The sequence below is a fragment of the Pelomonas parva genome, assembly GCF_043555835.1.
Taxonomy (GTDB): domain Bacteria; phylum Pseudomonadota; class Gammaproteobacteria; order Burkholderiales; family Burkholderiaceae_C; genus Pelomonas; species Pelomonas parva.
In genome coordinates, this window is record NZ_JBIGHV010000009.1 from 269,458 (window position 1) to 295,432 (window position 25,975).

Consider the following 25,975-nt stretch of genomic DNA (forward strand, 5'->3'; position numbering starts at 1 on the left):
GCCCGCTCGCGCGCGGCAGTCACAGCTGGTTTCCAGGGGTAAACCGTATTTGTTCGCTCGCCGAACAAATTACGATTCCGGCACCAAAAACGAGACAGTGCCGGAGACATGAACGCCATCAAACCCCTGCTGGGCGCGCTGCTGCTTGCTGGCGCCACGGCTCAGGCCGCTCCACCCAAGGACGCGCCCTACCGCTGGCGCGAGGTCGCCATCGTCGGCGGCGGCTTCGTCGACGGCTTTGCCTTCCAGCCCGCCGTGCCGGGCCTCACCTATGCCCGCACCGACATGGGCGGCGCCTACCGCCGCGACACCGCCACCGGCCCCTGGCAGCCGCTGCTGGACTGGCTACCGCTCGCCGACGTGAACCTGATGGGCGTCGAGAGCCTGGCCGTCGACCCGAACAACCCGGACGCGCTGTATCTGGCCTGCGGCACCTACACCAACCCGGCCGTGCCCAACGGTGCGCTGCTGCGCTCCAAGGATCGCGGCAAGACGTTCCAGCGCACCGAACTGCCCTTCAGGCTGGGCGGCAACGAGGGCGGGCGCGGCAATGGCGAGCGCCTGGCGGTGGACCCGAACGACGGCCGCGTGCTCTACCTCGGCAGCCGGCTCGCCGGCCTGTGGCGCAGCGGCGATGCCGCCGCCAGCTTCCAGCGCGTCGACGCCTTCCCCGACTCGGCCTGGCAGCGCGACGCCTCCGACGGCCCGCCGCCCAGCTGGGGCGGCAGTGACGGCAAGGCGACGATCAACTTCGTGCTGTTCGACCCGAGCAGCGGCACGCGCGGCCAGCCCAGCCGCACGATCTACGCGGGCGTCTCGGTCGTCGGCCGGCCCGGCCTGTGGGTCAGCCGCGATGCCGGTGCAACCTGGGCGCCCGTGCCCGGCGCGCCGACGCAGCATCGCCCCATGCGCGCCGCGCTGGCGAGCGACGGCAAGCTCTACGTCGCCTTCGCCAGCGACCCCGGCCCGCACCGCATGAAGGACGGCTCGGTCTGGCGCTACGACGTGGCCGCGCAGGCTTGGGCCGACATCACGCCGGCCCGCCCGTCTGCCGCTGATGCGTTCGGTTATGCCACCGTCACGGTGGACTCGGCGAACCCGCAGCGCCTGCTCGCCAGCACGGCCGGGCGAGGCGCCGGGGACGAGCTGTTCCGCAGCGTCGATGGCGGCACGACCTGGCAGCCGCTGTTCAAGGCCGCCAAGTTCGACGCCAGCGCCGCGCCCTACGTGGCCGACACGCACCTGCACTGGCTCTACGACGTCAAGATCAACCCGGCCAACCCCGACCACGCACTGTTCACCACCGGCTACGGCGGCTGGGAGACGCTGAACCTGACGGCCGCCGACAAGGGCGAGCCGACCCGCTGGCAGGTCATGAGCCGCGGCATCGAGGAGACCGTGGCACTGGCGCTGCACAGCCCGACGAAGGGCGTGCCGCTGGTGACGGCCATCGGCGACTACTCGGGCTTCGTGCACACCGACCTGGACACGCCCGCCCCCGGCAATCCCAAGCCGCCCTTCTTCGGCAACACGCACGACGTGACCGGCGCGGAACTCGCGCCCGAGGTCATCGTGCGCATCGGCAAGGCACGCACCGGCAGCAACCTGGGCTATTCGCTGGACGGCGGCAAGACCTGGCACAACGCGGGCAGCGCGCCCGATCCCAAATCCAGCGACGGCTTCATCGCCGTGTCCGCCGACGGCAAGGCCTGGGTGTGGACGCCGAAAGGCCAGCAGCCCCACGTCAGCCATGACCGCGGCGACACCTGGACGCCCGTGAAGGGCCTGCCAGCCGGCACCCGCGTCATCGCCGACCGCGTGAACCCCAAGCGCTTCCACGCGATGGCGCTGTTCGACGACAAGCTGTATGCGAGCAGCGACGCCGGCCTGACCTTCAGTGCCCGCCCGATTACTTTGCCCGACGGCCCGGTCAAGCGCGTCGCGCCCGGCAGCCACAACCACAGCAACCGCGGCGACGACCGGGGCGGCCAGGACCGCCTCTACGCCACCCCCGGGCGCACCGGCGACCTGTGGCTGGCGGCCTTCCACGGCCTGTACCGCGCCGGTGATGGCCAGGCATTCAAGCGCCAGCCGGCCGTCACCGAGATCCACGCCTTCGGCTTTGGCCGTGCGGCGCCCGGGGCCAAGGAACCGGCGCTGTACCTCGTCGGCACGGTCGCCGGCAAGCACGGCGTCTACCGCTCCACCGACGGCGCGGCAAGCTGGCGCCGCATCAACGACGACGCCCACCAGTGGGGCCTGATCCTGCATGTCAGCGGCGACCCGAAAGTGTTCGGCCGCGTCTACGTGGGCACGCATGGGCGGGGTGTGCAGTACGGGGACCCGAAACCCTAACGGCGCGGAGGCGGCTCCAGACGCCGCAGCGACGATTTCTGCAGCCGGTCGGCCGCGTCGAACACGCTGACCAGCTCCAGCTGCACCGGCCCGCCCGGCGCCTTGACCTCGCGCAGACGGCGCTGCAGCCGCCGGCCCGACTCGAAGCGGAGGTCGTCGCTGGCCGCGCCCAGCCACAGCGCCAGCTCGGCCGGCGTCGCGCCCGGCGCGAGGGCCAGCGCGGCGCACACCCAGTCGTCGTCCAGCGCCAGCAAGCCGGGTGCTGGCGGCGCGGGTGGATCGTCCATGCTCTCGAAGACGACGCGCGTGTCGTCGGGCCAGCTCGTGTCGCCGATGGGCAGGCGGAACATGCGCTCGCGCAGCGAATAGCCCCAGTCGTAATCCGCGCCGCCGTCGTCGCGCAAGCCGTGCAGCAGACGCGCGCTCAGCGTCAGTCGCCGCTCGCCGTGCACCAGCGTTACGGCGAAGACGGGTCGGTCGACGAAGTTGCTGGGGCTCCAGTCGCGGTCCTCGCAGTCGTCGATGACGAACGACCGCAGCCAGCCGAAGCCGGTGGCGCCGCGTGCCACGCCGCTGCCGAAGCCGACGCGGCATTGCAGCCGCAGGTCGCCCAGGCGGCGTTCGCCGTCGGGCACGCCGGGCGTGCGGATGTCCGGCCGCCAGGTGACGCGGCCGTCGGCTAGCCGGCTGCGCAGCTCGGTTGAAGCGTCCAGCCGCCGCCAGGTCGGGTCGATGACGAAGCGGTCCTGCTCATCCAGCGCCACGGGCTCTCGGCCGGCCGGCGTCGCGAGGCCAAGCGATAGGCGCTCGGTCGACTCGGCCTGCGTGCGCGCGTAGACCTTGAACGTCAGCGGCGCAGTCGGCGCCAGCGCGCGGTGCTTCAGGAACAGCGCCTCGGCCTTGAACAGCTGGGCCAGCGTCTTCTTCTCCCGCGCCGTGGCGGCCTCGCCCTGGACCTCGACACGGCCGAGGCGAGCGTCGGGCGGCGGCGCGCTGGCGGCGGGCAGCGCGAGTGCGCTGGCCAGCAGAGCCGCCGCAGCAGACATCACGCGCTCGCGAAGGCGTCCCGCGTCAGGTTCTCCGGCGCCTCACCCGCCGCCCGGCAGGCCACGTCGTCCTCGATGCGGATGCCGCCATAACGCGACAGTCGCTCGACCACCGCCCAGTCCACCTGCGCGGCATGCTTGGACGCGCGCAGCTCGCGCAGCAGCATCGGGATGAAGTACAGGCCCGGCTCGATGGTCACCACCATGCCGGCCTGCAGCGGGCGCGTCAGGCGCAGGTAGCGGTGGCCCTCTGGCTTGTCCGCAACGCTGCCGTCCTCGGCCGCCATGAAGCCGCCCACGTCGTGCACCTGCAGGCCCAGCAAATGACCGATGCCATGCGGGAAGAAGGGCTTGGTAACGCCCTCTTCCACCATGGCCTCCTCGTCCATGGCGACGATGCCGGCGCGGCGCAGCACGCGGGCGATGCGGCGGTGGGCGCTGAGGTGGATGTCGCGGTAGTCCACGCCCTCGCGCACCTCGTCCACCAGGCCCAGCTGCTCGACCTCCATCGCCGCGATCAGCGCCGCGAACTCGTCATGGCCCCGTGCGGCCCAGGTGCGTGTGATGTCGCTGGCATAACCGTTCACTTCAGCGCCAGCATCGATGAGGAAGCTGCGCACTTCAGCCGGCGGGCTGGCGTCCTGGTACTGGTAGTGCAGCACCGCCGCATGCTCGTTGAGGCCGACGATGTTGCCGTAGGGCAGGTCGCGGTCCGTGTGGCCGCTGGCGGCGAGGTAGGCGCGGTGGATCTCGGCCTCGCTGGCGCCGGCCATGAAGGCCTGGCGCGCCGCGCGATGCGCCGGCACCGCGCGGCGCTGAGCGGCGCGCATCTGCTCCAGCTCATAGGGCGTCTTCACGCCGCGCGCCCAGTGCAGCAGGTTCAGCAGCAGTTCGGGGTTGTTGGGTGTGAGCCCGGGCAGTGCCGCGTCCGCCTCGCCGAGGATGGCCGTGCGCGACGTCACAAGGTCGGCCAGCGCCTGGGCTGCGGTCTCGGGCTCGCGGATGACGATCAGCTCGACCGCGTCCACCCACTCGCCGCTCGGCGCGCTGGGCGGCACATGCCAGTAGTCGTCGGGCTGGAAGTAGACGACGCGCGGCTTCTTGCCCGGCCGCACGGCCAGCCAGCAATGCGGGTGCTTCGTCAGCGGCAGCCAGTGCTTGAAGTGCGGGTTGGGCTGGAAGAGATAGGGGCGGTCGTCGAGGAAGGCGAACTTCTCGATGCCGGATGCGATCAGCAGCATGTCGAAGCCGGTGCGCTCCAGCGCGGACTCGGCCTGGCGCTGCAGCGCGGCGAGGTGGTCCAGATACAGGCTCATGCCGTCACCTCACTTGCGCAGGTAGGTCAGCTTCTTCGTGCCGCCGTCGCAGCTGCCGATGATCTTGGCCCCATCGCCTTTTTCAGCGACCTTGTCGTTCTCGACGGCGGTGATTTCGTAGCCCTTGACACCCTTTTCGTCGAGCTTGGCCGCGATCTCGGCCTTGAGTTCCTCGCAGGGCTTGGGGGCGGCGTGGGCGGTCTGGGTCAGCAGGATGGCGGTGGCCGAGAGCAGCAGCAAGGTGGGCTTGGTGGACATGAGATTTGCTTGTGGCAGTGAAGCCGGCATTGTCCGGCAGCGTGCTGCCATAGTCCGGCCGACGCCTTCTCACGCGGACCTGCCCCAACGCCCATGCTGAAGCTCCTTCGCTCGCTCGTGACCCGGCAACCTGATGCAGGCGCGCCCATCGACACGGCGCCCCGGCCCGCACCGGCGTCACGGGTGGCCGCAGCGGGCGCGCCCGAGTTCGACATCGTCGCGAACCTGATCGACGCGAACGGCCTGCCGGTGCTCGACTGGGACGCCGTCCATGCGTGGGTCTCGGGCATCGTCGATGAGAACGCACAGGCGCAGGCCTGGGCGTCCTGCGAGATCGCGTGGCTGCAGCATCTTGGCGCAGCGCTCGGGCCGCGCTACCGGCTGGCCCAACGCGGCCAGATCGTGCTGCTGTCCAGCCTGGACGACCATGTGGCCGACGCCACGATCGGCTTCGTCGACAAGACCCTGCAGCGCATCGTGCGCGTGCTCGACGGCATGGCCCGGTCCGTCCAGGCCCATGAGCAGGAGATCCTCATCGTCTTCGACGACGACGAGGCCTACTACCGCTACCTGGCCCACTACTACCCCGACGCGGGCGAGTTCGCCGGCAGCGGCGGCGTCTTCATCAACGCGGGCTGCGCGCACTTCGCCACCGTCAAGGCCGACCTGCGCGCCATCGAGCCCGTCATCGCCCACGAGCTGACACACAGCTGCCTCAGCCATCTGCCCATTCCCGCCTGGCTGAACGAGGGCCTGGCCGTCAATACCGAGCAGCGGCTGTGCCCGCCGCCGCCCAACACCTTCGGCAGCCGGCCCAGCCCGCAGCAGATGCACGCCCGCCACCAGCAGTTCTGGGGGGCGGCCGAGATCCAGGAGTTCTGGTCGGGCAAGTCCTTCCTGCGGGCGGACGAAGGCAACGAGCTGTCCTATGACCTGGCGCGCATCCTGGTCTCGCAACTCGCCGCCGACTGGGCGCGGTTCCGCCCCTTCGTGCTCGCGGCCGACATGGCCGACGGCGGCAGCGCAGCCGCCGAAGAGCAACTTGGCGTGCGGCTCGGCGACCTTGCAGCCGCCCTGCTGGAGCAGCCGGGCGATGCGCGCTGGGCGCCGGACCCGCTGCTTTGGCGCGGCGACCCCGAACGCGGCGCGTTCTAGCCTGCGAGGTGGCCCGATGCATCTTCACCCGACCGACGATGCGCCGTCGTTGGCATAGTGGTGGGCCTTCACCGGACGTCGCCGCATGACAGACAAAGCACGCTCCCCTGCACACCACCTCGGTTTTTTCGCCGCATGGTGGTTCATACCGCTCTTCATCACCTGCGGTCAGTTGCTGATGCGCCTGACCGGCTACACCGCCTGGGCCTCACAAGCCGGCCAGGAGTTCATGCTGACCATGATCTTCTACATGGCGCTGCTGGGCGTGGCGCTGGGCGGCAGATGCGTATGGCTGCTTGATCGGCTGCTTCGGGAACGCGCACCCCCTTCCGCATAGCCCGCGTGCGTCGCCCGAGCGACGCTGTGTTCGCATTCCTCGTGAGCACGGCGTGCAGCCGCGCGTTAAGCGGCGTGAAGGCACGATGGATGGTCCTGGTGACAGGGACAGCAGCGAGAGCGCAGCGGTTCGCGTCTGCCCGCCCACCCTTTGGCTGTTGCACGGCGCAGCTCATCCAAGTGGTGCTGGTGTGCGGTTCAGGGCCTCTTCTTTGGTGACTTTCTTCTGGCCCCGCAGAAGAAAGTTACCCGGCCGCCGGGACGGACTCCCGGCAATGCAGCGAGTCGCAACAGCCCTCCGCAAGAGCAACCAAACCAACGGCAGCGCCCATCACCCTTCCCGATCCCACACCACCCCCTCCTCCGTCAACATCGCATCCAGCGGCATGTCCAACTGACTCGGCTTGAGTAACGGCAAGAACCCATGCGCATAGCCGATGCCCACCGCCGCCGGCCGCGGGTCCATCTCGGCCAGCGTCTTGTCCATGAAGCCGCCGCCATAGCCCAGCCGCAGGCCCGCCGGGCCGAAGCCCAGGCAGGGCACCAGCATCAGCTGCGGCTTGAACTCCTCGGTGCCCTTGGGCTTGGGGATGTGGAAGGCGTCTTCCTCCATCGGGCAGCCGGGGTACCAGACGTGAAAGCGCAGCGTGCCGTGGACCTTGTCCACCACCGGCAGGCCGATGCGGCGGTGGGGCTGGCTCTCGCCCCAGCGGTAGAGGGCGGGCAGCGGGTCGAACTTGCCCTTGATGGGCCAGTAGGCGCCGATGGTGGTCTCGCGCCGGCGCAGCAGCCAGACGCTCAACACCTCCTGCAGTTCCGCTGCCAGGTCCAGCCGGTTCGGCAGGGCCAGGCGTTGTTCGATCAGCTTGTGCCGGATGGCGGCGCGGTCGTTGGCATCCATGGGCGCGAGCTTACAGTTGCCCGCATGTCCGAACCATTCACCGATCTCTGCGTCGAACTGCTGTCGCCGCTCGGCCCGGTGCGCACGCGCGCGATGTTCGGCGGCCGGGGCTTCTACGTCGACGGCCTGTTCATGGCGCTGATCGCCGATGGCCAGTTCTTCCTGAAGGCGGACGACACGACGCGCGAGCGTTTCATCGCCGCCGGCTGCCGGCCCTTCGCCTTCCAGACCAAGGACGGCGAGCGCGTTGTCATGAGCTACTTCCAGCCGCCCGAAGAGGCGCTGGAATCAGCGCCGTTGATGCTGCCCTGGGCACGGCTCGCCTTGGAGGCGGCCTTGCGCGCCGCCAACGCCAAGGCGAACGTCAAGGCAAAGCAGCCGGCCGCCAAAAAGCGCTCAGCGGCCAAGAAAGCGCCGGCCAAGAAAGCCGCGGCTCGCGGCGGCTGAGGTCGGCGGCACCAGCAGCTCGAACTCGGCGGCCGGCCAGCCTTCCAGCACGGCCGTCTGGCCCGGCGCCAGGGCCAGCGCCTCGCCGGCCTCCAGCCACTTGTCCTCGGCCGGCGCGTCGGTGGTGCCGGACAGCGTCAGCCAGACGCGGCCACGGGCCACGGACAGGCGGCGCGCCTCGGCCGCACCAGCCAGCGTCAGGGCCCGGCCGCCGGCCAGGTGCCATACAGATTGCGCATCACTCATGATGTCTCTCCTGGGTTGATGTCAGGGATTCTGCTTAGGCACCCCAGGGCGGTCCAATGACTACGCAGCGCGGATTGATACCATCCGCGCATGAATCAGCCCATGCAGCCACTGCGGCAGAGGCCGCTGTCCATCGGCCCCCTGCGCGCCTTCGAGGCGGTCGCGCGGCTGCTCTCCTTCCGCGCCGCCGCCGAGGAACTAAGCCTGACGCAGTCGGCCATCAGCCGGCAGATCCAGTCGCTGGAGGAGGAGATCGGCTGCGTGCTATTCCTGCGCGGCACGCGCAAGGTCGAGCTGTCCGGCGAGGGCGCCGTGCTGCTGCCCACGGCGGTGGCCGTGCTGTCGCGCCTGGACCAGACCGTGCGCCAGATCCGCCGCACGCGCGGCCGGCGCGTCGTCAACGTGACCACCTTCGCCTCGTTCGCGTCGCTGTGGCTGATCCCGCGGCTGTGCGAGTTCCAGAAGCACCACCCGGACATCGACATCCGCGTCTCCGCCGCTGACGGGCTGGTCGACATGGAGGACGGCGAGCATGACCTGGCGCTGCGCTACATCGCCGGCGACACGCTCGCGGCGCCGGCCGAGCTGATGTTCGAGGAGACCGTGTCGCCCGTGGTCAGCCCCTGGTATGCCGAGTCCACGCGCAGCGGCCGGCTGCCGGCGCTGCGTCACCCGGGCGACCTGGCCGCCCACGCGCTGACCGAGGAGGACGACGCCCGGCCCAGCGCCGAGTTCCTGTCATGGCGGCACTGGCTGACCCGGCAGCAGGAGCACGACCTGCAGCCGCTGCGCTGGATGTATTTCAACTTCACCTACCAGCAGATCCAGGCCGCGCTGGCCGGCCAGGGCGTGGCGCTGGCGCGGCTGCCGCTGGTGCACGAGCACCTGCAGCGCGCTGAACTGGTGGAGCCCTTCGGCGCCGCCGGCCGGCTGACCAGCCCCTATGCCTACTGGCTGGTGCCGTCCCCCGCCGCCGCCACGCGGCCGGAGGTGCAGGCCTTTGCGGACTGGGTGCGCGAACAGGCGGCGATCACGCGGGACCAGCTGGCGGGGGTGTAGGAGGCTGTCGGGCTTTGGGTCGGGAGCGCCTAAGCCGCCACGACCCGCGCAAACGCCTCCGCCAGGGCCTGCTGCGAGCGCAACACATGGCTGACACCCACGTCGCGCAGCCACTGCGCCTCTTCGTCCGTGTGCGCCAGCACCGCGCTGCGCAGCTTGGGGTTGAGCTCCAGCGCCAGCGCCAGCACGGCCGGCACCTGGCGCACGTCGGGCAGCGCGATGAGCAGCCAGGCGGCGTTGGCGATGTGGGCCTGCACCAGCGTCATCGCCTCGGCCGCGTCGCCCAGCACGGCGGCCAGGCCGGAGGCGCGCAGCTTCTCGACGACGTCGCGGTCACGGTCGATGACGACGATGGGGCGGCCGCCCAGTTCGGCACGCAACGCGGCGCCGAGCGAGCCGTGGCCCACCAGCACGATCTGCCCCGCCAGCGCGCTCTGCGGCGTGTCGGCCGGCAGTTCGGCCAGTGGGTCGTCGCGCGCCTCCAGCTTGCGCGCCCAGCGGGAGCGGTTCAGCACCCAGCGCCGCAACGGCTCCACGCCCGCGAACAGCAGAGGGTTCAGCGCGATGGAGACGATGGCGCCGGCCACGACCAGGCTGGTCGCCTCAGGTGGCACGAGCTTGAGGCTGGCCCCCAGGCCGAGCAGGATGAAGCTGAACTCGCCGATCTGCGCCAGGCTGACGGCCACCGTCAGCGCCGTGGACAGCGGGTAGCGCAGCAGCAGCACCAGCGCGCCGGCCGCCACCGTCTTGCCGACCAGGATGACGGCCACCGTGGCCAGCACGGCCAGCGGCTGGTCGACCAAGATCATCGGGTCGAACAACATGCCGACGGCGACGAAGAACAGCACCGCGAACGCATCGCGCAGCGGCAGGCTCTCGTGCGCCGCGCGCTCGCTGAAGGCCGACTCGCGCAGCACCAGGCCGGCGAAGAAGGCGCCCAGCGCCACGCTGACGCCGAACAGCGCCGCCGCACCCACCGCCAGGCCCACGGCCGCCGCCACGGTGGCCAGCGTGAACAGCTCGCGCGAACCGGTGCGGTTGACCTGCCACAGCATCCACGGCAGCAGGCGCCGGCCGGCAATCAGCATGACCGCGACGAAGGCGGCCACGGCCAGCAGCGTCGTGATGATGGTGACGGCCAGGTTGCCCTGGCCAACGCCTTCGCCCTGGCCTCCCAGCACGGGGATGAGCACCAGGGCCAGCACCATGGCCAGGTCTTCCACGACCAGCCAGCCGACGGCGATGCGGCCGTTGCCCGTGTGCAGCAGCTCGCGCGACTCCAGCGCCCGCAGCAGCACCACCGTGCTGGCCACCGAAAGCGCCAGGCCGAAGATCAGCGCGGCCGCCAGGCCCCAACCCCACCACCAGTGCGCCAGGGCGCCGCCCATGGCCGTGGCCGCTGCCATCTGCACCAGCGCGCCGGGCAGCGCGATGCCCTTCACGGACATCAAATCGCCCACTGAGAAATGCAGGCCCACGCCGAACATCAGCAGCATGACGCCGACCTCGGACAGCTGCTGCGCCAGATGCACGTCGCCGACGAAGCCCGGCGTGTGCGGGCCGATCAGCACGCCGGCCAGCAGATAGCCGACGAGGGCCGGCAAGCGCGCCCATTGCGCCAGCAGGCCCAACACCAGCGCCAGGCCGAAGGCGGCGGCCAGCGTGGAGATGAGGGTCATGTTTGCGTGCATGGCCAGCTCACTCGGGTGCGATGAGTTCGCGCTCGGTCAGCACCAGCGTGAGCGCGCGGTCATGCGCCTCCACGGCGAAGTGAGTCTCGCCGCCCGACCAGGCCAGGCCGATGGTCGTCACGCCCGGGTGGGCCGCCAGCCAGCGGTCGAAGTAGCCACCGCCATAGCCCAGCCGAAAGCCCTCGCGCGTGAAGCCGACGCAGGGCACCAGCACCACATCCGGCACCACGACGGCACCGGTGCTGGTGGCGATGCCACATTCATCCTTGGCCGTGGGCTCGGCGCCGTCCCAGCGGCGGAACACCATCTCGGCCGGGTCGCGGCGGGCGAACGGCAGGGCGCGCGCTAACTGCGACACCAAGGGCAGCGCACCGGGGTCGAACTCGCCAGCCAGCGGCCAGTAGACGCCCAGCAGCTCGGGCTCCAGCTGGGCCAGCAGGTCGTGCAGCGCGTCGACTACAGCCGCCTGTGCAGTCTGGAAGGCCGGGCTGGCGGCGAAGTCGCGGCGTGCAGCCAGCAGCTCGCGGCGCAGGGCGGGACGGTCGGGGTGGGCAGGGCTCATCGTCGGGGGGAAGGCGGGGAGTAGACCCATTAAAACCCATGGACCCGGCGAGTCCTCTCGGCTGAGGACAACTCCGGGTTTCACGCTGGCCTGCGCGCCCGCTCGGGGCTATGGTCCGCCGTCGTCGCCAGCACCGGAAGCCCGCCCATGCCCACGTCCCACGCCCCCTTCCATCCCATCATCTACGTGCGCGGCTATGCGATGTCGCGCGGCGAGATCGACGAGACCACCGCCGACCCGTTCTGCGGCTTCAACCTCGGCTCGACGATGTACCGCGCCGTGCCCAACAAGACCGAGCGGCCGCGCAAATACGTGTTCGAGTCGCCCGTCGTGCGCCTGGCGTCGGAGTACGGCTACCAGGACGTCTACGAGGACGGCTACGACATCGTCGACCCCGAGTGGGAGGCCGACTCCCTGGGCAAGCCCACCGACAACAAGCTGGGCAGCCGCAGCATCGTCATCTACCGCTATTACGACGCCGCCTCCACCTACCTGGGCAGCGGCAAGACGCCGGAGATCGAGGACTTCGCCAAGGGCTTGTCCAAGCTGGTGGCCCGGGTGCGCGACCTGGTCTGCAAGAACCCCGAGAACGGCATCAAGCCGGCCGACTTCCGCTGCTACCTGGTGGCCCACTCCATGGGCGGCCTGGTCTGCCGCGCCTTCCTGCAGAACCCGGCGCTGGACACCGACAAGGTCGCCAAGCACGTCGACAAGTTCTTCACCTACGCCACGCCGCACAACGGCATCGACGTGCTGGGCCAGAACATCCCGTCCTGGCTGAGCGCCAACGACATCTCCAACTTCGACCGCGATAAGCGCATGCCGGCCTACCTGGACCTGGCGGCGGCGGCCAAGAAGCACAAGCGCGTGGACCTGGTGCCGGAGGCCCGCTTCCCGTCGCGGCGCATCTTCACGCTGGTGGGCACCAACCGCATGGACTACGAGGCGGCGGCCGGCCTGTCGCGCAGCTTCGTCGGCCATGGCAGCGACGGCCTGGTGAAGATCGAGAACGCGACGCTGTGCGGGCTGGACGGCAAGGGCAACATCGGCGAGCAATGCGCCAAGGCCTTCGTCTACCGCGCGCACTCGGGCTACTTCGGCATCGTCAACAGCGAGGAGGGCTTCCAGAACCTGGCGCGCTTCCTGTTCGGTGACGTGCGTGTGGACCTGTGGCTGGAGATCGAGGACATCCGCCTGCCCGACAAGGTGCAGCAGGAGGCCGATGCCGGCCGCGCCATCAATGCGCTGTACCAGATCGAGGTGCAGGCCTCGCCGCGCGGCAAACTCTGGTACCTGACGCGTCGCACCACCGAGGAGGACTCGGTCGCCTGCGTCGCGCAGGCCAACTGGAAGAAGGACGCCAGCCAGTACCTCAGCACCGTCTTCCTGGCCAACCGGGCCAAGGTCAACAAGAACCGCCGCTCGCTGGCCTACGGCATGACGCTGGGCGTGCGCGTGCCCGACTACGAGATCGAGAAGCGCCTCTGGCTCAACGAGCACTTCGAGGGCGGCTACCTGTTCCGCAACGCGCTGATCCTGGAGATGGTGCCGCCCGCCAAGGACGGCGCGGCCTGGAAGGTCAAGTACGCCTGGCAGGACGCCGGCGTGTCCATGGCCGATACCGAGATCAAGCCGACCCAGCTCACCGCCGGCCGCATCGAGGTCAGCGTGCCCTTCGACAGCAGCACGGTGGGCGCCAACGGCAAGATGAAGCCCACCAACCCCGGCATCCGCGGCCGGCTGCGCTTTGTCATCGAGGGCTGGAACGTCGGGGCCGAATGACCCCTGCGCTCAGCGGCTGCGGCGGCGCGCGGCCAGCGCGGCCGCGCCGCCCAGCAGCAAGGCCCAGCTCGCCGGCTCGGGCACGGCGGTGATCTGGTAGACGAAGCTGTGGTCAAAGTAGTTGCGGTCGCCGCCGCCCGCCAGGTCTTCGAACGCGATGTTGGTGCCGGCCGGCACGTCGGCGTCGCCCGCGTAGGCCGCGGCCCAGGCGTGGTTGAAGGCGTCCGTGTTCAAGCTGGGGTCGGAGTAGTAGCGCTCGGTGCCGCCGTCGATGGCGATGAAGAACACCAGCGTGTCGCCGGCCGACACGTTGCCCAGCACCAAGCTGTCCCCGTAGGCGCTGGCCTGGTTGCTCAGGCCGACCGGGCCGTCCACGCCATTCAGGCGCAGCCCGACCAAGTTGGTCAGGCCGCCGATGGCGCCGGTGTAGTAAGCCACCACCTGGCCGCTGGAGGTGGCCACGAAGCTGCTGACCGGCGCCTCCATCCCGGGCGTGGGATACACGTCCGGCACGGCGTGGGCCGCCGTGCTCAGCAGCAGGGATGCGCCAGCCAGCGCCAGTCGCAGCAGAGGGGTCGCCATGGTCGTCTCCTTCGTTGTTTGCCGCGCAGCGTAGTGATCGGGTAGCGCTGTCACCAACCCCTAGGACAGGGCGAACGGCCCCATGCGTGGGAAGCGCAGCGGGCCTGCTAACCCCAGGCAGTGGGCCGCGCCTGGGGGTTAGCAGGCCCTGGTGGGTTAAATTGACCCATGAGGTGGGTGCGGTAGTCATGAAGCAATTGGGTGGGCAAGTTCTGAAAGCCCTGGGCCGCGCGGCCTGGGCACTGCTCGCGGCGGCGGCGCTGAGTGCGCCTGCGGCCGCGGCGCCAGCCGACGACGAGCTGGCCGTGCAGGCCCGTGAGGCCTGGGCCAAGCGCGACCGCAAGCGGCTGGCCGCGCTGGCCGACACGGCCCGTGCGCAGAACCAACCGCTGGCCGGCTGGGTCGAGTACTTCGACCTCAATGCGCGGCTCAACGAGGTCCGCCAGCCGGAGATGGACGCGTTCTACCTGCGCTACCCGGGCAGCTATGTCGAGGACCGGCTGCGCAACGACTGGCTGCTGGAGCTGGGTCGCCGCCGCGACTGGCCCAACTTCCGGCGCGACCACGCGGCCTACCAGATGCGCGACGACCGTGAGGTGGCCTGTTACGCGATGCTGGCCGACCACCAGGCCGGCAACAAGGTCGCCACCGATACCGCGCATACAGCCTGGATGGCGCAGAAGGACGCCGACGACGGCTGCCTGCAGCTGGCCTCGGCCTTCGCCGACGCAGGCCTCTTCAAGCCCGACATGCTGTGGGCCAAGGCCCGCCTGGCCACCGAGCAAAGCCGCCCGCGCGCCGCCCGCCAGGCCGTGGCGCTGCTGGCCAGCAAACCGCTGGACCAGAAGCTCGCCGAGTTGCAGGACAACGCCGGCCGCTACCTCAGCCGCAAGGCCCGCACCGCGCCGCGCGCCGAGGCTGAGCTGACGGCGCTGGCGCTGGCCCGCGTGGCGTCCAACGACCCCGACCAGGCCGGTGACCTGCTGGGTGACAAGTGGAGCAAGCTGCCCAAGGACTTGCAGGCCTGGCTGTGGGCGCAGATCGGTCGCCAGTCGGCGCTGCGCCTGCGCGACGACGCGCTGCCCGCCTTCGAGCGCGCGCACAAGCTCGCGCCCGACATCGCGCTGAGCGACGAGACCCTCGCCTGGGCCGCCCGCGCCGCGCTGCGCGCCCGCCAACCGGCCCTGGCGCTGCGCGCCATCGAGCGCATGAGCCCCGCCGAGCAGCGTGACCCGGCCTGGGCCTACTGGCGTGCCCGCGCCACCCGGCTGCAGGGCGACGCGGCCGCCGCCCGCGCGCAGCTCGCCACCTTGGCCACCGCACCGCTGACCTACTTCGGCCGCCTGGCCGCCGAGGACCTGGCCCTGCCCACGCCACTGCCGCCCACGCCCGCGCCGCTGACGGCCGAGGAGCGGCGCGCCGCGCGCAGCCACCCTGGGCTCACGCGCGCGCTGCGGCTCATCGATCTGGGCCTGCGCAGTGAAGGCGTGCGCGAATGGAACTTCTCGCTGCGCGGCATGAACGACCGCGCGCTGCTGGCCGCCGCGCAGGAGGCCTGCGACCGCGAGGTCTGGGACCGCTGCATCAACACCAGCGAGCGCACCAAGGCCGAGATCGACATGGCCCAGCGCTTCCCCACGCCGCACCGCGCCGAGCTGATGCGCGAGTCGCGCGCCGCCGGGCTGGACCCGGCCTATGTCTTCGGCCTGATCCGCCAGGAGTCGCGCTTCGTGATGGACGCGCGCTCGCATGTCGGCGCCTCCGGGCTGATGCAGGTCATGCCCGCCACGGCCAAGTGGACGGCCAAGAAGGCCGGGCTGGCCTACAGCCCCGCGCTGCTCAACGACCGCGACTTCAACCTGCGCATCGGCACCCATTACCTGAAGCTGGTGCTGGACCGTTTCGACGGCGCCCAGGCGCTGGCCGCCGCGGCCTACAACGCCGGCCCCGGCCGGCCCGCTCGCTGGCGCGACGGCCCGGTCATCGACGCGGCCATCTGGGCCGAGAACATCCCGTTCAACGAGACGCGCGACTACGTCCGCAAGGTGCTGCTGGGCGGTGCGCTGTACGCCCAGGTGCTGGGCCTGCCGGCCACGTCGCTGCGCGAACGCCTGGGCGGCAACGTCGGCCCGGCCCGCGCCGACGGCACCGACATGCCGTCGCCGACCCAGGAGTCATTGCCATGAGTCTTTCCGTCCTTGTCCTTGGTGGCAGCGGCTTCGTCGGCCGGGCGCTGTGCGAGCAGCTGACGCGTCAGCTCGGCGCCGGCGTGCGCATCACCGTACCGACGCGTCGCCTGCAGCACGCGCGCGACTTGCAGAGCCTGCCCGGCGTCACCGTCGTGCCGGCGGACGTGTTCAAGGACCTGCCGCGCCTGGTGCCGGGCCATGACGCCGTCGTCAACCTCATCGCCATCCTGCAGGGCAGCGCGGCGGCCTTCGAGCATGTGCATGTGGAGCTGCCCCGGCGCATCGCCGCTGCCATGCATGCAGTCGGCGTGCGCCACCTGGTGCATGTCAGCGCCTTGGGCGTGGCGGAGCACGCGCCGTCGCGCTATCTGCGCAGCAAGGCGGCCGGTGAGGCCGTGCTGCAGGTGGCCGCGCAGACCGGCAGCCTCGACCTGACGCTGCTGCGGCCGTCGCTGCTGTTCGGCGACGGTGACCGCAGCGTCAACCTGTTCGCCGGCCTGCAGCAGCTGTTTCCCGTCATGCCGCTGGCCGGCGCCGGCGCGCGCCTGCAGCCGGTGTGGGTGCAAGACCTGGCACGCGCCCTCGTCGAGGTGCTGCTGCGCCGCGAGGCGATTGGCCAGACCTACGAGATCGCCGGCCCGCGCGAGCTGACGCTGGGTGATCTGGTGCGCCTGGCCGGCCGCGTGGCCGGTCACGAGCGGCCGGTACTCGCCCTACCCGGCCCGCTGGCCACGCTGCAGGCGCTGGCCATGGAGTGCCTGCCCGGCGAGCCGCTGCTGTCGCGCGACAACCTGGCCTCGCTGAGCGTGCCCAACGTGCCGAGTGGTGCCCTGCCGGGGTTGGCCGAACTCGGCATCCAGCCCGCCGCGATGGAGGCGGTGCTGCCAATCTACCTTGCCCCGGGCAGCGGCGTCGCGCGGCTGGACGCCTGGCGCGCCAGGCATTAATCCGTTGCGGATTGCTCAACCCTGAACCGACGCGCGCCGCCTAAGCTGGTCGCCGTCATTCGTGAGGTCCCATGAAGCTCTACATCGGCAACAAGAACTACTCCTCCTGGTCCATGCGCAGCGGTGTGCTGCTGGCGGCCTTCGGCATTCCCTTCGAGGAGGTCAAGCTGCGCTTCGACTTCAGCGCCGGCTCAGAGTGGAGCCGCGTCATCGCCACCGTCACGCCGACGCTGCGCGTGCCGGTCATCGTCGAGGCCGACGGCTTCACCGTGTGGGACACGCTGGCCATCACCGAGTACATCGCCGACCGGCATCCCGAGCTGCCCATCTGGCCGCGCGACGCGAAAGCCCGCGCCCGTGCGCGCAGCCTGTGCGCCGAGATGCATGCGGGCTTCTCGCGGCTGCGCACGGTTTGCCCGATGAACATCGAGGCCTTCTTCCCGGAGATCGGCGCGAAGCTGTGGGCCGAGGACGCAGCGCTGCGTGCGGACGTGGGGCGGATGCAGGCAGCGTGGAGCGATGCGCTCGCCACCAGCGGCGGGCCCTTCCTGTTCGGTGAGTTCAGCGCGGCAGACGCCTACTTCGCGCCGGTGGCCGTGCGGCTGAGCCGCTTCGGACTGCCGGTGTCGGAGGCTGCAGCGGCCTATCGTGATGCGCTGCTGGCCCATCCGGCCGTGGAGGACTGGGTCGCTGAGGCGCTGCGCGAGCAGGATTTCGTGCCCGAGGACGAGCCTTATCGCACCGGGCGCTGAGTCCGGAACTTCAACCTGTGACGCGAAAGCGGCTGAGCATGACGACCACCCTCCACGGCTTCTCCCAATCCGGCAACACCTACAAGGTCGCGCTGCTGCTGCAGGCCTTGCAAGTGCCGTGGACGGCGCGGCATGTGCCGCTCGCCGAGTTCGCTGCCGGCCTGACGCGCTCCGAGCCCTGGCGCCAGGCCGAGAACGAGATGGGCGAGGTGCCCATCCTGGAGATGGACGGCAAGCGCCTCACGCAGTCGGCCGCCATCCTGCTGCACCTGGCCGAGCGACACGGCCAGTACGGCGGCGCGAATGACGACGAGCGCCAGGACGTGCTGCGCTGGCTGTTCTTCGACAACCACAAGTTCACCAGCTACTTCGCGACCTACCGTTTCATGAAGTCGTTCGCGCCCGTGGCGCCCGACCCGACGCTGATGGCCTGGTTCAAGGGCCGCATAGCCAACGCCTTCGGCATCGTCGACAAGCACCTGGCGGGCCGACCCTTCATCGTCGGCAACGCGCCCACCATCGCCGACATGTCGCTGGCGGGCTACCAGTTCTTTCCGGTGGAGGAAAGCGGCATCGACATCGCGGCGCAGTACCCGGCGATTGCGGCCTGGCGCGAGCGGTTGAAGGCCGCACTGCCGGGGTGGCAGCCGCCGTATGAGTTGCTGCCGGGGGAGCAGGTGGCGCCGAAATGGTGAGCCGGCAGTCCATCGACGCGAGCTGCTTTGCGGGAGACATGCCACGGTTGGTACGTCGATACTTGGCTGATGGCTCCACCCGTCCAGACATCAGCCCTTCGTCAGGTCGTGGCAGCGCTGTGCGCCTGCCTGCTTACGGCGAACTCGCCCGCCTTCGCTGCGCCTGACAGCTGCCCCGCGACGATCACCGAGATCCGCCTGCCGACCGCTCGGCCGTCGCGCTGCATCGCGCTGCGCATGGCTCGCGCGACCATCGTGCTCGACATGTCGCTGGTCAGGGCGCACGCCCACGGCGCGGTGGCGACGCATGCGAACAACGCCCACAGGTCAAGCTGGAGCATGAAGCGTGCAGGCCAGTTGCTGCAGGCCACGCCGGCCGCTGCCGCAGGCGCCTACTGCGCCAACGTCGACGGGAGTGAACCCGTGGATTGGTGGCACTACGTCGCCTTGCAGATCGACAGCGGCAAGGCCGTCGTCTATCCCGCCGGCTCGGACATCGCGGCACCCGCCGTCACGGTCCACGACCGGCCGGTGTGCGGGCAGACGCTGGGCGGCATCGGCACACGCGTCTACCTCCTCCCGGGCTGGCGCTGGTTTCTTCCGCTCGTTACCAGCGTTTCCTGAGCGACGCGGCCATGCCTGACTTCCAAACCTACCTCGTCGGCGGCGCCGTCCGCGACCGCCTGCTGGGCCTGCCCGTGCAGGACCGCGACTGGGTCGTCGTCGGCGCGTCGCCTCAAGCCCTGCTTGACGCCGGCTACCTGCCCGTCGGCAAGGACTTCCCCGTCTTCCTGCACCCCGACACCCGCGAGGAAGTGGCGCTGGCCCGCACCGAGCGCAAGACCGCCGCCGGCTATCACGGCTTTGCCTTCCATGCGGCGCCGGACGTCACGCTGGAGCAAGACCTGGCACGCCGCGACCTGACCATCAACGCGATGGCCGAGGATGCCCAAGGTCACTTCATCGACCCCTACGACGGCCAGCGCGACATTGCGCAGAAAACACTGCGCCATGTCTCCCCCGCCTTCGCCGAAGACCCCGTGCGCATCCTGCGCCTGGCCCGCTTCGCCGCGCGCTTCTCCGACTTCACCGTCGCGCCCGAGACCGTCTCGCTGATGCGCGCCATGGTCGAGGCCGGTGAGGTGGACGCGCTGGTGGCTGAGCGCGTCTGGCAGGAGTTGTCGCGCGGGCTGATGGAGCACAAACCCTCGCGCATGTTCGAGGTGCTGCGCGAATGTGGCGCGCTGCGCAAGCTGCTGCCCGAGGTCGAGGCGCTGTTCGGCGTGCCGCAGCCCGAGGCGCACCACCCGGAGATCGACACCGGCATCCACCTGCTGATGGTGCTGGACCAGTGCGCACTGCAGCACGCGCCGCTGACCGTGCGCTACGCCTGCCTCTGCCACGACCTCGGCAAGGGCACGACGCGGCCCGAGGAGTGGCCGCGCCACATCGCCCACGAGACCCGCAGCGAGAAGCTGGCCCGCGGGGTGAGCGAGCGCTGGAAGGTGCCCGCCGACTGCCGCGAACTGGCCGAGCTGGTGGCGCGCGAACACACCCATGTGCACCAGAGCGGCGGCTTCACCGCCGAGGCGCGGCTGCGGCTGCTGGAGCGCTGCGACGCCTGGCGCCGGCCCGAGCGCTTTGCCGAACTGCTGTGGGCCTGCGAGTGCGACGCGCGCGGCCGACTCGGGCTGGAGAACCGCGACTACCCGCAGCGCGCACGCCTGGCGGCTGACCTCGCGGTGACCCAGCAGGTCGACCTCGCCGCCGTCAGCGCTGCGGCGATGGCGCGTGGCGCGCAAGGCCCGGCCATCGGCGCTGCGGTCAAGGCGGCGCGGCTGGGGGCTTTGCGTTCCTTCACTGACGAACGTCAACCCTAATCGCTACAGTCACCGGCTTTGCCGGCACAGGAGCCGGTGGCAGCGGAAAGGCCAGCATGGCGGTAGGCAGTGACATGATGCGTGGCGTCACAGCGGTGGTCGTCATGACCGCGCTAACGGCATCACTGAGCGGCTGCGGTGGCGGCGACAAGAGCAAGGCCGCGCCGCCCGCGCCGCCGCCGCCCGAGGTGGGCGTCATCACCGCCACGCCCGGCCGCGCCGACCTGACGACCGAGCTGCCCGGCCGGCTGGAGGCCTTCCGCATTGCCCAGGTGCGCGCCCGCGCCGCCGGCATCCTGCAGCGGCGCCTGTTCAACGAGGGCTCGGACGTGAAGGCCGGCCAGCCGCTGTTCGAGATCGACGCCGCGCCCTACCGCGCCACGCTGGCCAGCGCCCAGGCGCAGCTGGCGCGCGGCGAGGCCAACCTGATGCAGGCCCAGGCGCTGGCGGACCGCTATGCACCGCTGGCCAAAAGCCAGGCGGTCAGCCAGCAGGAAGCCTTGAACGCCCAGGCGTCCGCCCAGCAGGCCAAGGCCGATGTGGCCGCCGGCAAGGCGGCCGTGCAGACGGCGCAGATCAACCTCGGCTATGCCACGGTCACGGCGCCAATCGCCGGCCGCATCGGCCGCGCGCTGGTGACCGAAGGCGCGCTGGTGGGCCAGGGCGAGGCGACGCCGTTGGCCATCGTCCAGCAGGTCGACAAGCTCTACGTGAACTTCACCCAGCCGGCCAACGAGGTCATGCGGCTGCGCGCGGCGCTGGCCGGCGGCCAGTTGCAGCGGGCGGCGGGCAAGGAGGCGGCGCAGGTGCAGGTGGTGCTGGAGGACGGCAGCGTCTACGCCCACCCGGGCCGGCTGCTGTTCTCCGACCTCAGCGTGGACGCCAGCACCGGCCAGATCACGCTGCGCGCCGAGCTGCCCAACCCGCAGGGTCAGCTCTTGCCTGGGCTGTATGTGCGCGTGCGGCTGGCCCAGGCCGAGGTGGCCGACGGCATCTGGCTGCCGCAGCAGGCGGTCAGCCGCACGGCCCAGGGCGACACGGTGCTGGTCATCGGCGAGGACGGCAGCGTGACCGCGCGGCCGGTCAAGCTGGGCCCGCCGCGCGCCGGCCAGGCGCTGGTGCTGGCTGGCCTGAAGCCGGGCGAGAAGGTCATCGTCGACGGCCTGCAGAGGGCGCGCGCCGGCGGCAAGGCGCGGCCGGTGCCGTGGGCGCCGCCGGGCGCGGCCTCGGCAGCATCCAAGGCCTGATCCATGGCGCAGTTCTTCATCAACCGACCCATCTTCGCGTGGGTCATCGCCCTGTTCATCCTCGTCATCGGCGGCGTCGCGGTCACGCAGCTGCCGATCGCGCAATACCCGCCGGTGGCGCCGCCGGCCATCGCACTGTCGGTGACCTACCCCGGCGCGTCGGCGCAGACGCTGGAAGACGCCGTCATCAGCATCATCGAGCGCGAGATGAACGGCGCGCCCGGGCTGATCTACATGGAGGCCGTCGCCCAGGCCGACGGCACCGGCTCGCTGACGCTGAACTTCGAGCCGGGCACCAACCCCGACCTGGCCCAGGTGGACGTGCAGAACCGCCTGGCCCGCGCCACGCCGCGGCTGCCGTCCAGCGTCATCCAGCAGGGCGTGCGGGTCGACAAGGCCAACCCGAACTTCCTGCTGTTCGCCATCCTGTCGAGCGACAACCCGGCCTTCGACCCGGTGGCGTTGGGCGACTACGCGGCGCGCAGCGTGCTGCCCGAGATCCAGCGCGTGCCCGGCGTCGGCCAGGCCACGCTGTTCGGCACCGAGCGCGGCATGCGCATCTGGCTGGACCCGGCCAAGTTGCTCGGCTATCGCCTGTCGCCATCGGACGTGAACGACGCCATCCGCGCGCAGAACGCGCAGGTCGACTCCGGCACCATCGGCGACCAGCCCGCCCTGCCCGGCCAGACGCTGTTCGCCACGGTCGTCGTGCGCGGCCAGCTGACCAGCGCCGAGCAGTTCGGCAACATCGTGCTGCGCTCCACCCCGGACGGCGCCACCGTGCGGCTCAAGGACGTGGCGCGCGTCGAGCTCGGCGCGCAGACCTACGGCGGCCGATCAACGCGGCTGAACGGCCAGCCCTCGGTGGGCGTCGGCGTGCAGCTGTCGCCCACCGCCAATGCGCTGCAGACGGCCGACCTCGTCAAGCAGCGGCTCAAGGAGTTGCAGCCCTACTTCCCCGCCGGCGTGAAGGCCAGCATCCCCTTCGACAGCTCGCTATTCATCGACATCTCGATCTCGCAAGTCGTCGAGACGCTGATCGAGGCGGTGGTGCTGGTGTTCCTCGTGATGTTCCTGTTCCTGCAGAACATTCGCTACACCATCATCCCGACGCTGGTGGTGCCGATCGCGATGCTGGGCAGCTTCGCGACGCTGCTGGCCCTGGGCTTCTCGATCAACGTGCTGACGATGTTCGGCATGGTGCTGGTGATCGGCATCGTCGTGGACGACGCCATCGTCGTCGTCGAGAACGTCGAGCGCATCATGAGCGAGGAGGGCCTGCCGCCGCTGGCCGCCACGCGCAAGGCCATGAGCCAGATCTCGGGTGCCATCGTCGGCGTGACCGTGGTGCTGATCTCGGTGTTCGTGCCGCTGGCCTTTTTCAGCGGTGCCATCGGCAACATCTACCGCCAGTTCGCGGCCGTGATGGTCTCGGCCATCGCGTTCTCGGCCTTCCTGGCGCTGTCGCTGACGCCGGCGTTGTGCGCCACGCTGCTCAAGCCCGTGCAGGCCGGCCACCACCTGGAGAAGCGCGGCTTCTTCGGCTGGTTCAACCGCAGCTTCTCGACGCTGAACAGGCGCTACGAGAACGGCGTCACGCGCATGCTCAAGCGCGCGCCGCGCTGGCTGATCCTGTACGCCGCCGTCATCGCCGTGGCGGTGCTGATGTTCCAGCGCCTGCCCACGTCCTTCGTGCCGAACGAGGACCAGGGCAGCATCCTCGTCAACGTGCAGTTGCCGCCCGGTGCCACGCAGGCGCGCACGCTGGCCGTCATGCAGCAGACCGAGGCCTACATGCTGGCGCAACCCGAGGTGGAGAGCATGGTCAGCGTCGTCGGCTTCAGCTTCGCCGGCTCGGGCCAGAACGCGGCTCTGGGCTTCATCACGCTCAAGCCCTGGGACGAGCGCGAAGGCGCCGACCACACGGCGCAGGCGCTGGTGGCGCGCTCGTTCGGCGCCTTGAGCAAGATCCGCGACGCGATCATCTTCCCCGTCAGCCCGCCGGCGATCCGTGACCTGGGCCGCGCCAACGGCTTCGCCTTCCGCCTGCAGGACCGCAGTGGCCACACGCGCGCCGAGCTGCTGGCCGCGCGGGGGCAGTTGCTGGCTGCCGCCGCCAAGAGCCCGCTGCTGGCCGCCGTGCGTCCCGACGGCCTGGAGGACGCCGCGCAGCTGGAACTGCAGATAGACCGCGAGCGCGCGCTGGCACTGGGTGTGCCCATCGCCGCCATCAACGCGGTGCTCGGCACGTCGCTGGGCTCCAGCTATGTGAACGACTTCCCCAACGCCGGCCGGCTGCAGCGCGTCGTGGTGCAGGCCGAGGCGCAGGCGCGCATGCAGCCGGAGGACTTGCTCAGGCTCAACGTGATGAACACCAGCGGCCAGCCCGTGCCGCTCGCGGCATTTGCCAGCAGCAAGTGGATCAGCGGCGCGATGCAGACCGTGCGCTACAACGGCTACCCGACCATGCGCATCGCCGGCGAGCCGGCCAAGGGCGTGTCCACGGGTGCTGCCATCGCCGAGATGGAGCGCCTCGCCGCGGAACTGCCGGCCGGCTTCGGCTACGAATGGACGGGCCAGACGCGCGAGGAGAAGCTGTCGGGCTCGACCGCGATCATCCTGTTCGCCTTCTCGCTGCTGGCCGTGTTCCTGTGCCTGGCGGCGCTTTACGAGAGCTGGTCCATCCCGGCCGCCGTGCTGCTCGTCGTGCCGCTGGGCATCCTGGGCGTCGTGCTGGCCGCCACCTTCCGCGGGCTGGAGAACGACGTCTATTTCAAGGTCGGCATGATCACCATCATCGGCCTGGCGGCCAAGAACGCGGTGCTGATCATCGAGTTCGCGAAAGACCTGCAGGCGCATGGCAAAAGCGCCGCGGCGGCGGTCATCGAGGCCGCGCAGCTGCGCTTCCGGCCCATCCTGATGACATCGCTGGCCTTCATCCTCGGCGTTATGCCGCTGGTGCTCGCCAGCGGCGCGGGCTCGGCCAGCCAGCGTGCCATCGGCACCGGCGTCATGGGCGGCATGATCTCCGCGACGATGCTGGCCGTCTTCTTTGTGCCGGTGTTTTTCGTGCTGGTGCGCAAGTTCTTCCCGGGCAGCGAACGCCAGCGACGACGCGACGCGCACGAGGCGGAGGAAGAGACGGGAGGCAAGGCATGAAGCACGCCCCGACCCTCGTTGCAACGCTCGCGCTCGTCGCCTGTGCCGGCCCCGAGCCGAAGAGGCCCACGGCCGTTGAAGCAGCTCAGGCCGCGCTGCCTGCGGCGGCTTTCCCTAACGCCTCCGGCACGGGCACTGCCGCCGCCGAGCTGCCCTGGGCCCAGGCCTTCCGGGGCGCACGGCTGCAGCAGCTCATCCCGCTGGCACTGGCCAACAACCGCGACCTGCGCGTGGCTGCAGCCAACATCGAAAGCGCGCGCGCCACGGCCGCCATGCGCGACGCCGACTTCTGGCCCACGGTCAACGCCGGCCTCAGCGGCTCGCGCGTGCCGAACGCCAGCGGCGGCATCACGAGCAACTACCAGGCGGGGCTGCAGGTCACCGCCTACGAGGTCGACCTGTTCGGCCGGCTGCGCAGCCTGGGCAGCGCCGCGCAGGCCCAGCTGCTGGCCGCCGAGGCCAACCAACAGGCCGTGCGCAACGCGCTGATCGCTGCCGTGGCCACGACAGAGATCGCGCTGCAGGCCGACGAGGCGCTGCTGCGCATCACGCGCGACACGCTGGCCAGCCGCGAGCAGTCGCTGTCGCTGATCCGCCAGCGCTTCGAAGGCGGTATCACCGGCGAGCTTGACCTGCGCGCGGGCGAATCCGCGTTGCAAGCCGCGCGCGTGGCCTTGGCGCAGACGCAACGCCAGCGCGCGTTGGACGAGAACGCGCTGGTGCTGCTGCTGGGCTCAGCGCTGCCCGCCGGCCTGCCCGCGCCGACGGGCGCGCTGGCCGATTTCGAACCGCTAGCCGAGCTGCCCGCCGGCCTGCCCAGCGAGGTGCTGACGCGCCGGCCCGACATCCGCCAGGCCGAAGCGCAGCTCGCCGCCGCCGACGCCAACATCGGCGCCGCACGCGCGGCCTTCTTCCCGCGCATCACGCTGACCGGCAGCCTGGGCACGACCAGCAGCCAGCTCGACGGGCTGTTCAAGAACACGGCCTGGAGCTTTGCGCCGTCGCTGATCCAGCCGCTGTTCGACGCCGGCCGCAACCGCGCCAACCTGGCCGGTGCCCGCGCCGCGCGTGACGCCGCGACGGCGCAGTACGAGAAGGCGGTGCAGAGCGCCTTCCGCGATGTCGCCGACGCGCTGGCCGGCCGCGCGACGCTGGCCGAGCAGCGCACCGCGCAGGCCGCGCTCGTGGCCGCCGAGGCGCGTCGCCTGGCGCTGGCCGAGGAGCGCTACCGCGCCGGCATCTCCAGCTCGCTGGACGTGCTGGATGCACAGCGCTCGCTGTTCACCGCGCAGCAAGCCCTGGTGCAGGTGCAGAGCCTGCGGGCGCAGAACCTTGTCGCCGTCTATCGTGTACTGGGTGGAGGAAATTGA

General features: G+C 70.6%; 24 protein-coding genes. 15 read left to right on the forward strand and 9 right to left on the reverse strand.

Annotated features, from left to right (window positions below):
* Positions 1-108 precede the first annotated feature (108 nt).
* A complete protein-coding gene (locus tag ACG00Y_RS23065) occupies positions 109-2,355 on the forward strand; it encodes a WD40/YVTN/BNR-like repeat-containing protein (protein ID WP_394482974.1) in 2,247 nt (748 codons plus the stop codon).
* Here the strand turns inward: ACG00Y_RS23065 and ACG00Y_RS23070 are convergent.
* From ACG00Y_RS23070 to ACG00Y_RS23080, 3 genes are read right to left on the reverse strand one after another with little or no spacing between them, the layout of a single operon-like run.
* The gene (locus ACG00Y_RS23070) at positions 2,352-3,401 is read right to left on the reverse strand and encodes a hypothetical protein (protein ID WP_394482975.1); all 1,050 of its coding nucleotides are present in this window, start codon (positions 3,399-3,401) and stop codon (positions 2,352-2,354) included. The genes ACG00Y_RS23065 and ACG00Y_RS23070 overlap by 4 nt on opposite strands.
* Positions 3,401-4,717 carry a Xaa-Pro dipeptidase gene (gene pepQ / locus ACG00Y_RS23075; RefSeq protein ID WP_394482977.1) on the reverse strand — a complete coding sequence of 439 codons (1,317 nt, stop codon included), beginning with the start codon at positions 4,715-4,717 and terminating at the stop codon, positions 3,401-3,403. Before pepQ ends, ACG00Y_RS23070 begins: the two co-directional genes overlap by 1 nt.
* A gap of 9 nt (positions 4,718-4,726) precedes the next feature.
* The gene (locus ACG00Y_RS23080; RefSeq protein ID WP_394482978.1) at positions 4,727-4,975 is read right to left on the reverse strand and encodes a DUF1161 domain-containing protein; all 249 of its coding nucleotides are present in this window, start codon (positions 4,973-4,975) and stop codon (positions 4,727-4,729) included.
* A 93-nt stretch (positions 4,976-5,068) separates the two neighbouring features.
* On the opposite strand from ACG00Y_RS23080, the gene ACG00Y_RS23085 reads away from it, so the two are divergent.
* A complete protein-coding gene (locus ACG00Y_RS23085; RefSeq protein ID WP_394482980.1) occupies positions 5,069-6,130 on the forward strand; it encodes a hypothetical protein in 1,062 nt (353 codons plus the stop codon).
* Positions 6,131-6,215: 85 nt separating this feature from the next.
* Positions 6,216-6,467 (forward strand): hypothetical protein, encoded by a 252-nt coding sequence (locus ACG00Y_RS23090; protein ID WP_394482982.1) that lies wholly within the window; start codon positions 6,216-6,218, stop codon positions 6,465-6,467.
* A 330-nt stretch (positions 6,468-6,797) separates the two neighbouring features.
* Here ACG00Y_RS23090 and ACG00Y_RS23095 read toward each other — a convergent pair whose 3' ends face one another.
* Positions 6,798-7,367 (reverse strand): 5-formyltetrahydrofolate cyclo-ligase, encoded by a 570-nt coding sequence (locus ACG00Y_RS23095; RefSeq protein ID WP_394482984.1) that lies wholly within the window; start codon positions 7,365-7,367, stop codon positions 6,798-6,800.
* A gap of 24 nt (positions 7,368-7,391) precedes the next feature.
* Here ACG00Y_RS23095 and ACG00Y_RS23100 point away from each other — a divergent pair, with 24 nt between their 5' ends.
* Positions 7,392-7,814 (forward strand): TfoX/Sxy family protein, encoded by a 423-nt coding sequence (locus ACG00Y_RS23100; protein ID WP_394482986.1) that lies wholly within the window; start codon positions 7,392-7,394, stop codon positions 7,812-7,814.
* Here the strand turns inward: ACG00Y_RS23100 and ACG00Y_RS23105 are convergent.
* Positions 7,764-8,060, reverse strand: coding sequence for a DUF2917 domain-containing protein (locus ACG00Y_RS23105; RefSeq protein WP_394482988.1), 297 nt, complete (start codon positions 8,058-8,060; stop codon positions 7,764-7,766). The genes ACG00Y_RS23100 and ACG00Y_RS23105 overlap by 51 nt on opposite strands.
* 102 nt (positions 8,061-8,162) lie before the next feature.
* On the opposite strand from ACG00Y_RS23105, the gene ACG00Y_RS23110 reads away from it, so the two are divergent.
* A complete protein-coding gene (locus tag ACG00Y_RS23110; RefSeq protein ID WP_394482990.1) occupies positions 8,163-9,119 on the forward strand; it encodes a LysR substrate-binding domain-containing protein in 957 nt (318 codons plus the stop codon).
* A 29-nt stretch (positions 9,120-9,148) separates the two neighbouring features.
* On the opposite strand, the gene ACG00Y_RS23115 is transcribed toward ACG00Y_RS23110, so the two are convergent.
* Positions 9,149-10,810, reverse strand: coding sequence for a cation:proton antiporter domain-containing protein (locus ACG00Y_RS23115; RefSeq protein ID WP_394482992.1), 1,662 nt, complete (start codon positions 10,808-10,810; stop codon positions 9,149-9,151).
* Between the two features lie 7 nt (positions 10,811-10,817).
* Entirely contained in the window at positions 10,818-11,372 is a 555-nt protein-coding gene (locus tag ACG00Y_RS23120; protein ID WP_394482994.1) for a 5-formyltetrahydrofolate cyclo-ligase, read from the reverse strand.
* A gap of 147 nt (positions 11,373-11,519) precedes the next feature.
* Here ACG00Y_RS23120 and ACG00Y_RS23125 point away from each other — a divergent pair, with 147 nt between their 5' ends.
* Positions 11,520-13,154, forward strand: coding sequence for an esterase/lipase family protein (locus ACG00Y_RS23125; RefSeq protein WP_394482996.1), 1,635 nt, complete (start codon positions 11,520-11,522; stop codon positions 13,152-13,154).
* A gap of 9 nt (positions 13,155-13,163) precedes the next feature.
* Here the strand turns inward: ACG00Y_RS23125 and ACG00Y_RS23130 are convergent, their stop codons facing one another.
* Positions 13,164-13,736: a DUF4114 domain-containing protein gene (locus ACG00Y_RS23130; RefSeq protein ID WP_394482998.1), complete on the reverse strand. Its 573-nt coding sequence runs from the start codon at positions 13,734-13,736 to the stop codon at positions 13,164-13,166.
* 188 nt (positions 13,737-13,924) lie between these two features.
* Between ACG00Y_RS23130 and ACG00Y_RS23135 the strand changes: the two genes are divergently transcribed.
* From ACG00Y_RS23135 to ACG00Y_RS23150, 4 genes are all read left to right on the forward strand, one after another.
* Positions 13,925-15,922, forward strand: coding sequence for a lytic transglycosylase domain-containing protein (locus tag ACG00Y_RS23135; RefSeq protein WP_394483000.1), 1,998 nt, complete (start codon positions 13,925-13,927; stop codon positions 15,920-15,922).
* The gene (locus ACG00Y_RS23140; protein ID WP_394483001.1) at positions 15,919-16,872 is read left to right on the forward strand and encodes a complex I NDUFA9 subunit family protein; all 954 of its coding nucleotides are present in this window, start codon (positions 15,919-15,921) and stop codon (positions 16,870-16,872) included. The genes ACG00Y_RS23135 and ACG00Y_RS23140 overlap by 4 nt, the downstream gene beginning before the upstream one ends.
* Positions 16,873-16,943: 71 nt before the next feature.
* Positions 16,944-17,624 (forward strand): glutathione S-transferase, encoded by a 681-nt coding sequence (locus ACG00Y_RS23145; RefSeq protein WP_394483003.1) that lies wholly within the window; start codon positions 16,944-16,946, stop codon positions 17,622-17,624.
* Between the two features lie 38 nt (positions 17,625-17,662).
* Positions 17,663-18,319: a glutathione S-transferase family protein gene (locus tag ACG00Y_RS23150; RefSeq protein WP_394483005.1), complete on the forward strand. Its 657-nt coding sequence runs from the start codon at positions 17,663-17,665 to the stop codon at positions 18,317-18,319.
* A 101-nt stretch (positions 18,320-18,420) separates the two neighbouring features.
* Here the strand turns inward: ACG00Y_RS23150 and ACG00Y_RS23155 are convergent, their stop codons facing one another.
* Entirely contained in the window at positions 18,421-18,660 is a 240-nt protein-coding gene (locus tag ACG00Y_RS23155) for a hypothetical protein (protein WP_394483007.1), read from the reverse strand.
* On the opposite strand from ACG00Y_RS23155, the gene ACG00Y_RS23160 reads away from it, so the two are divergent.
* From ACG00Y_RS23160 to ACG00Y_RS23180, 5 genes are all read left to right on the forward strand, one after another.
* Positions 18,659-18,943 carry a hypothetical protein gene (locus ACG00Y_RS23160; protein ID WP_394483009.1) on the forward strand — a complete coding sequence of 95 codons (285 nt, stop codon included), beginning with the start codon at positions 18,659-18,661 and terminating at the stop codon, positions 18,941-18,943. The genes ACG00Y_RS23155 and ACG00Y_RS23160 overlap by 2 nt on opposite strands.
* 11 nt (positions 18,944-18,954) lie before the next feature.
* Positions 18,955-20,199 (forward strand): multifunctional CCA addition/repair protein, encoded by a 1,245-nt coding sequence (locus ACG00Y_RS23165; protein ID WP_394483011.1) that lies wholly within the window; start codon positions 18,955-18,957, stop codon positions 20,197-20,199.
* A 77-nt stretch (positions 20,200-20,276) separates the two neighbouring features.
* On the forward strand, positions 20,277-21,446 hold the full coding sequence (locus ACG00Y_RS23170; protein WP_394483013.1) for an efflux RND transporter periplasmic adaptor subunit: 1,170 nt from the start codon (positions 20,277-20,279) through the stop codon (positions 21,444-21,446).
* Positions 21,447-21,449: 3 nt separating this feature from the next.
* Positions 21,450-24,605: an efflux RND transporter permease subunit gene (locus ACG00Y_RS23175; RefSeq protein ID WP_394483015.1), complete on the forward strand. Its 3,156-nt coding sequence runs from the start codon at positions 21,450-21,452 to the stop codon at positions 24,603-24,605.
* Complete coding sequence (locus ACG00Y_RS23180) at positions 24,602-25,975, forward strand: efflux transporter outer membrane subunit (RefSeq protein WP_394483017.1); 1,374 nt, start codon at positions 24,602-24,604, stop codon at positions 25,973-25,975. Before ACG00Y_RS23175 ends, ACG00Y_RS23180 begins: the two co-directional genes overlap by 4 nt.

Coding starts and splice junctions, on each gene's coding strand:
- ACG00Y_RS23115 (WP_394482992.1), bottom strand. CDS start 10,810: ATGCACGCAAACATGACCCTCATCTCCACGCTGGCCGCCGCCTTCGGC.
- ACG00Y_RS23135 (WP_394483000.1), top strand. CDS start 13,925: ATGAAGCAATTGGGTGGGCAAGTTCTGAAAGCCCTGGGCCGCGCGGCC.
- ACG00Y_RS23120 (WP_394482994.1), bottom strand. CDS start 11,372: ATGAGCCCTGCCCACCCCGACCGTCCCGCCCTGCGCCGCGAGCTGCTG.
- ACG00Y_RS23165 (WP_394483011.1), top strand. CDS start 18,955: ATGCCTGACTTCCAAACCTACCTCGTCGGCGGCGCCGTCCGCGACCGC.
- ACG00Y_RS23090 (WP_394482982.1), top strand. CDS start 6,216: ATGACAGACAAAGCACGCTCCCCTGCACACCACCTCGGTTTTTTCGCC.
- ACG00Y_RS23105 (WP_394482988.1), bottom strand. CDS start 8,060: ATGAGTGATGCGCAATCTGTATGGCACCTGGCCGGCGGCCGGGCCCTG.
- ACG00Y_RS23110 (WP_394482990.1), top strand. CDS start 8,163: ATGCAGCCACTGCGGCAGAGGCCGCTGTCCATCGGCCCCCTGCGCGCC.
- ACG00Y_RS23155 (WP_394483007.1), bottom strand. CDS start 18,660: ATGCTCCAGCTTGACCTGTGGGCGTTGTTCGCATGCGTCGCCACCGCG.
- ACG00Y_RS23170 (WP_394483013.1), top strand. CDS start 20,277: ATGCGTGGCGTCACAGCGGTGGTCGTCATGACCGCGCTAACGGCATCA.
- ACG00Y_RS23180 (WP_394483017.1), top strand. CDS start 24,602: ATGAAGCACGCCCCGACCCTCGTTGCAACGCTCGCGCTCGTCGCCTGT.
- ACG00Y_RS23140 (WP_394483001.1), top strand. CDS start 15,919: ATGAGTCTTTCCGTCCTTGTCCTTGGTGGCAGCGGCTTCGTCGGCCGG.
- ACG00Y_RS23070 (WP_394482975.1), bottom strand. CDS start 3,401: ATGTCTGCTGCGGCGGCTCTGCTGGCCAGCGCACTCGCGCTGCCCGCC.
- ACG00Y_RS23125 (WP_394482996.1), top strand. CDS start 11,520: ATGCCCACGTCCCACGCCCCCTTCCATCCCATCATCTACGTGCGCGGC.
- ACG00Y_RS23145 (WP_394483003.1), top strand. CDS start 16,944: ATGAAGCTCTACATCGGCAACAAGAACTACTCCTCCTGGTCCATGCGC.
- ACG00Y_RS23080 (WP_394482978.1), bottom strand. CDS start 4,975: ATGTCCACCAAGCCCACCTTGCTGCTGCTCTCGGCCACCGCCATCCTG.
- ACG00Y_RS23085 (WP_394482980.1), top strand. CDS start 5,069: ATGCTGAAGCTCCTTCGCTCGCTCGTGACCCGGCAACCTGATGCAGGC.
- ACG00Y_RS23095 (WP_394482984.1), bottom strand. CDS start 7,367: ATGGATGCCAACGACCGCGCCGCCATCCGGCACAAGCTGATCGAACAA.
- ACG00Y_RS23130 (WP_394482998.1), bottom strand. CDS start 13,736: ATGGCGACCCCTCTGCTGCGACTGGCGCTGGCTGGCGCATCCCTGCTG.
- ACG00Y_RS23150 (WP_394483005.1), top strand. CDS start 17,663: ATGACGACCACCCTCCACGGCTTCTCCCAATCCGGCAACACCTACAAG.
- ACG00Y_RS23160 (WP_394483009.1), top strand. CDS start 18,659: ATGAAGCGTGCAGGCCAGTTGCTGCAGGCCACGCCGGCCGCTGCCGCA.
- pepQ (WP_394482977.1), bottom strand. CDS start 4,717: ATGAGCCTGTATCTGGACCACCTCGCCGCGCTGCAGCGCCAGGCCGAG.
- ACG00Y_RS23065 (WP_394482974.1), top strand. CDS start 109: ATGAACGCCATCAAACCCCTGCTGGGCGCGCTGCTGCTTGCTGGCGCC.
- ACG00Y_RS23175 (WP_394483015.1), top strand. CDS start 21,450: ATGGCGCAGTTCTTCATCAACCGACCCATCTTCGCGTGGGTCATCGCC.
- ACG00Y_RS23100 (WP_394482986.1), top strand. CDS start 7,392: ATGTCCGAACCATTCACCGATCTCTGCGTCGAACTGCTGTCGCCGCTC.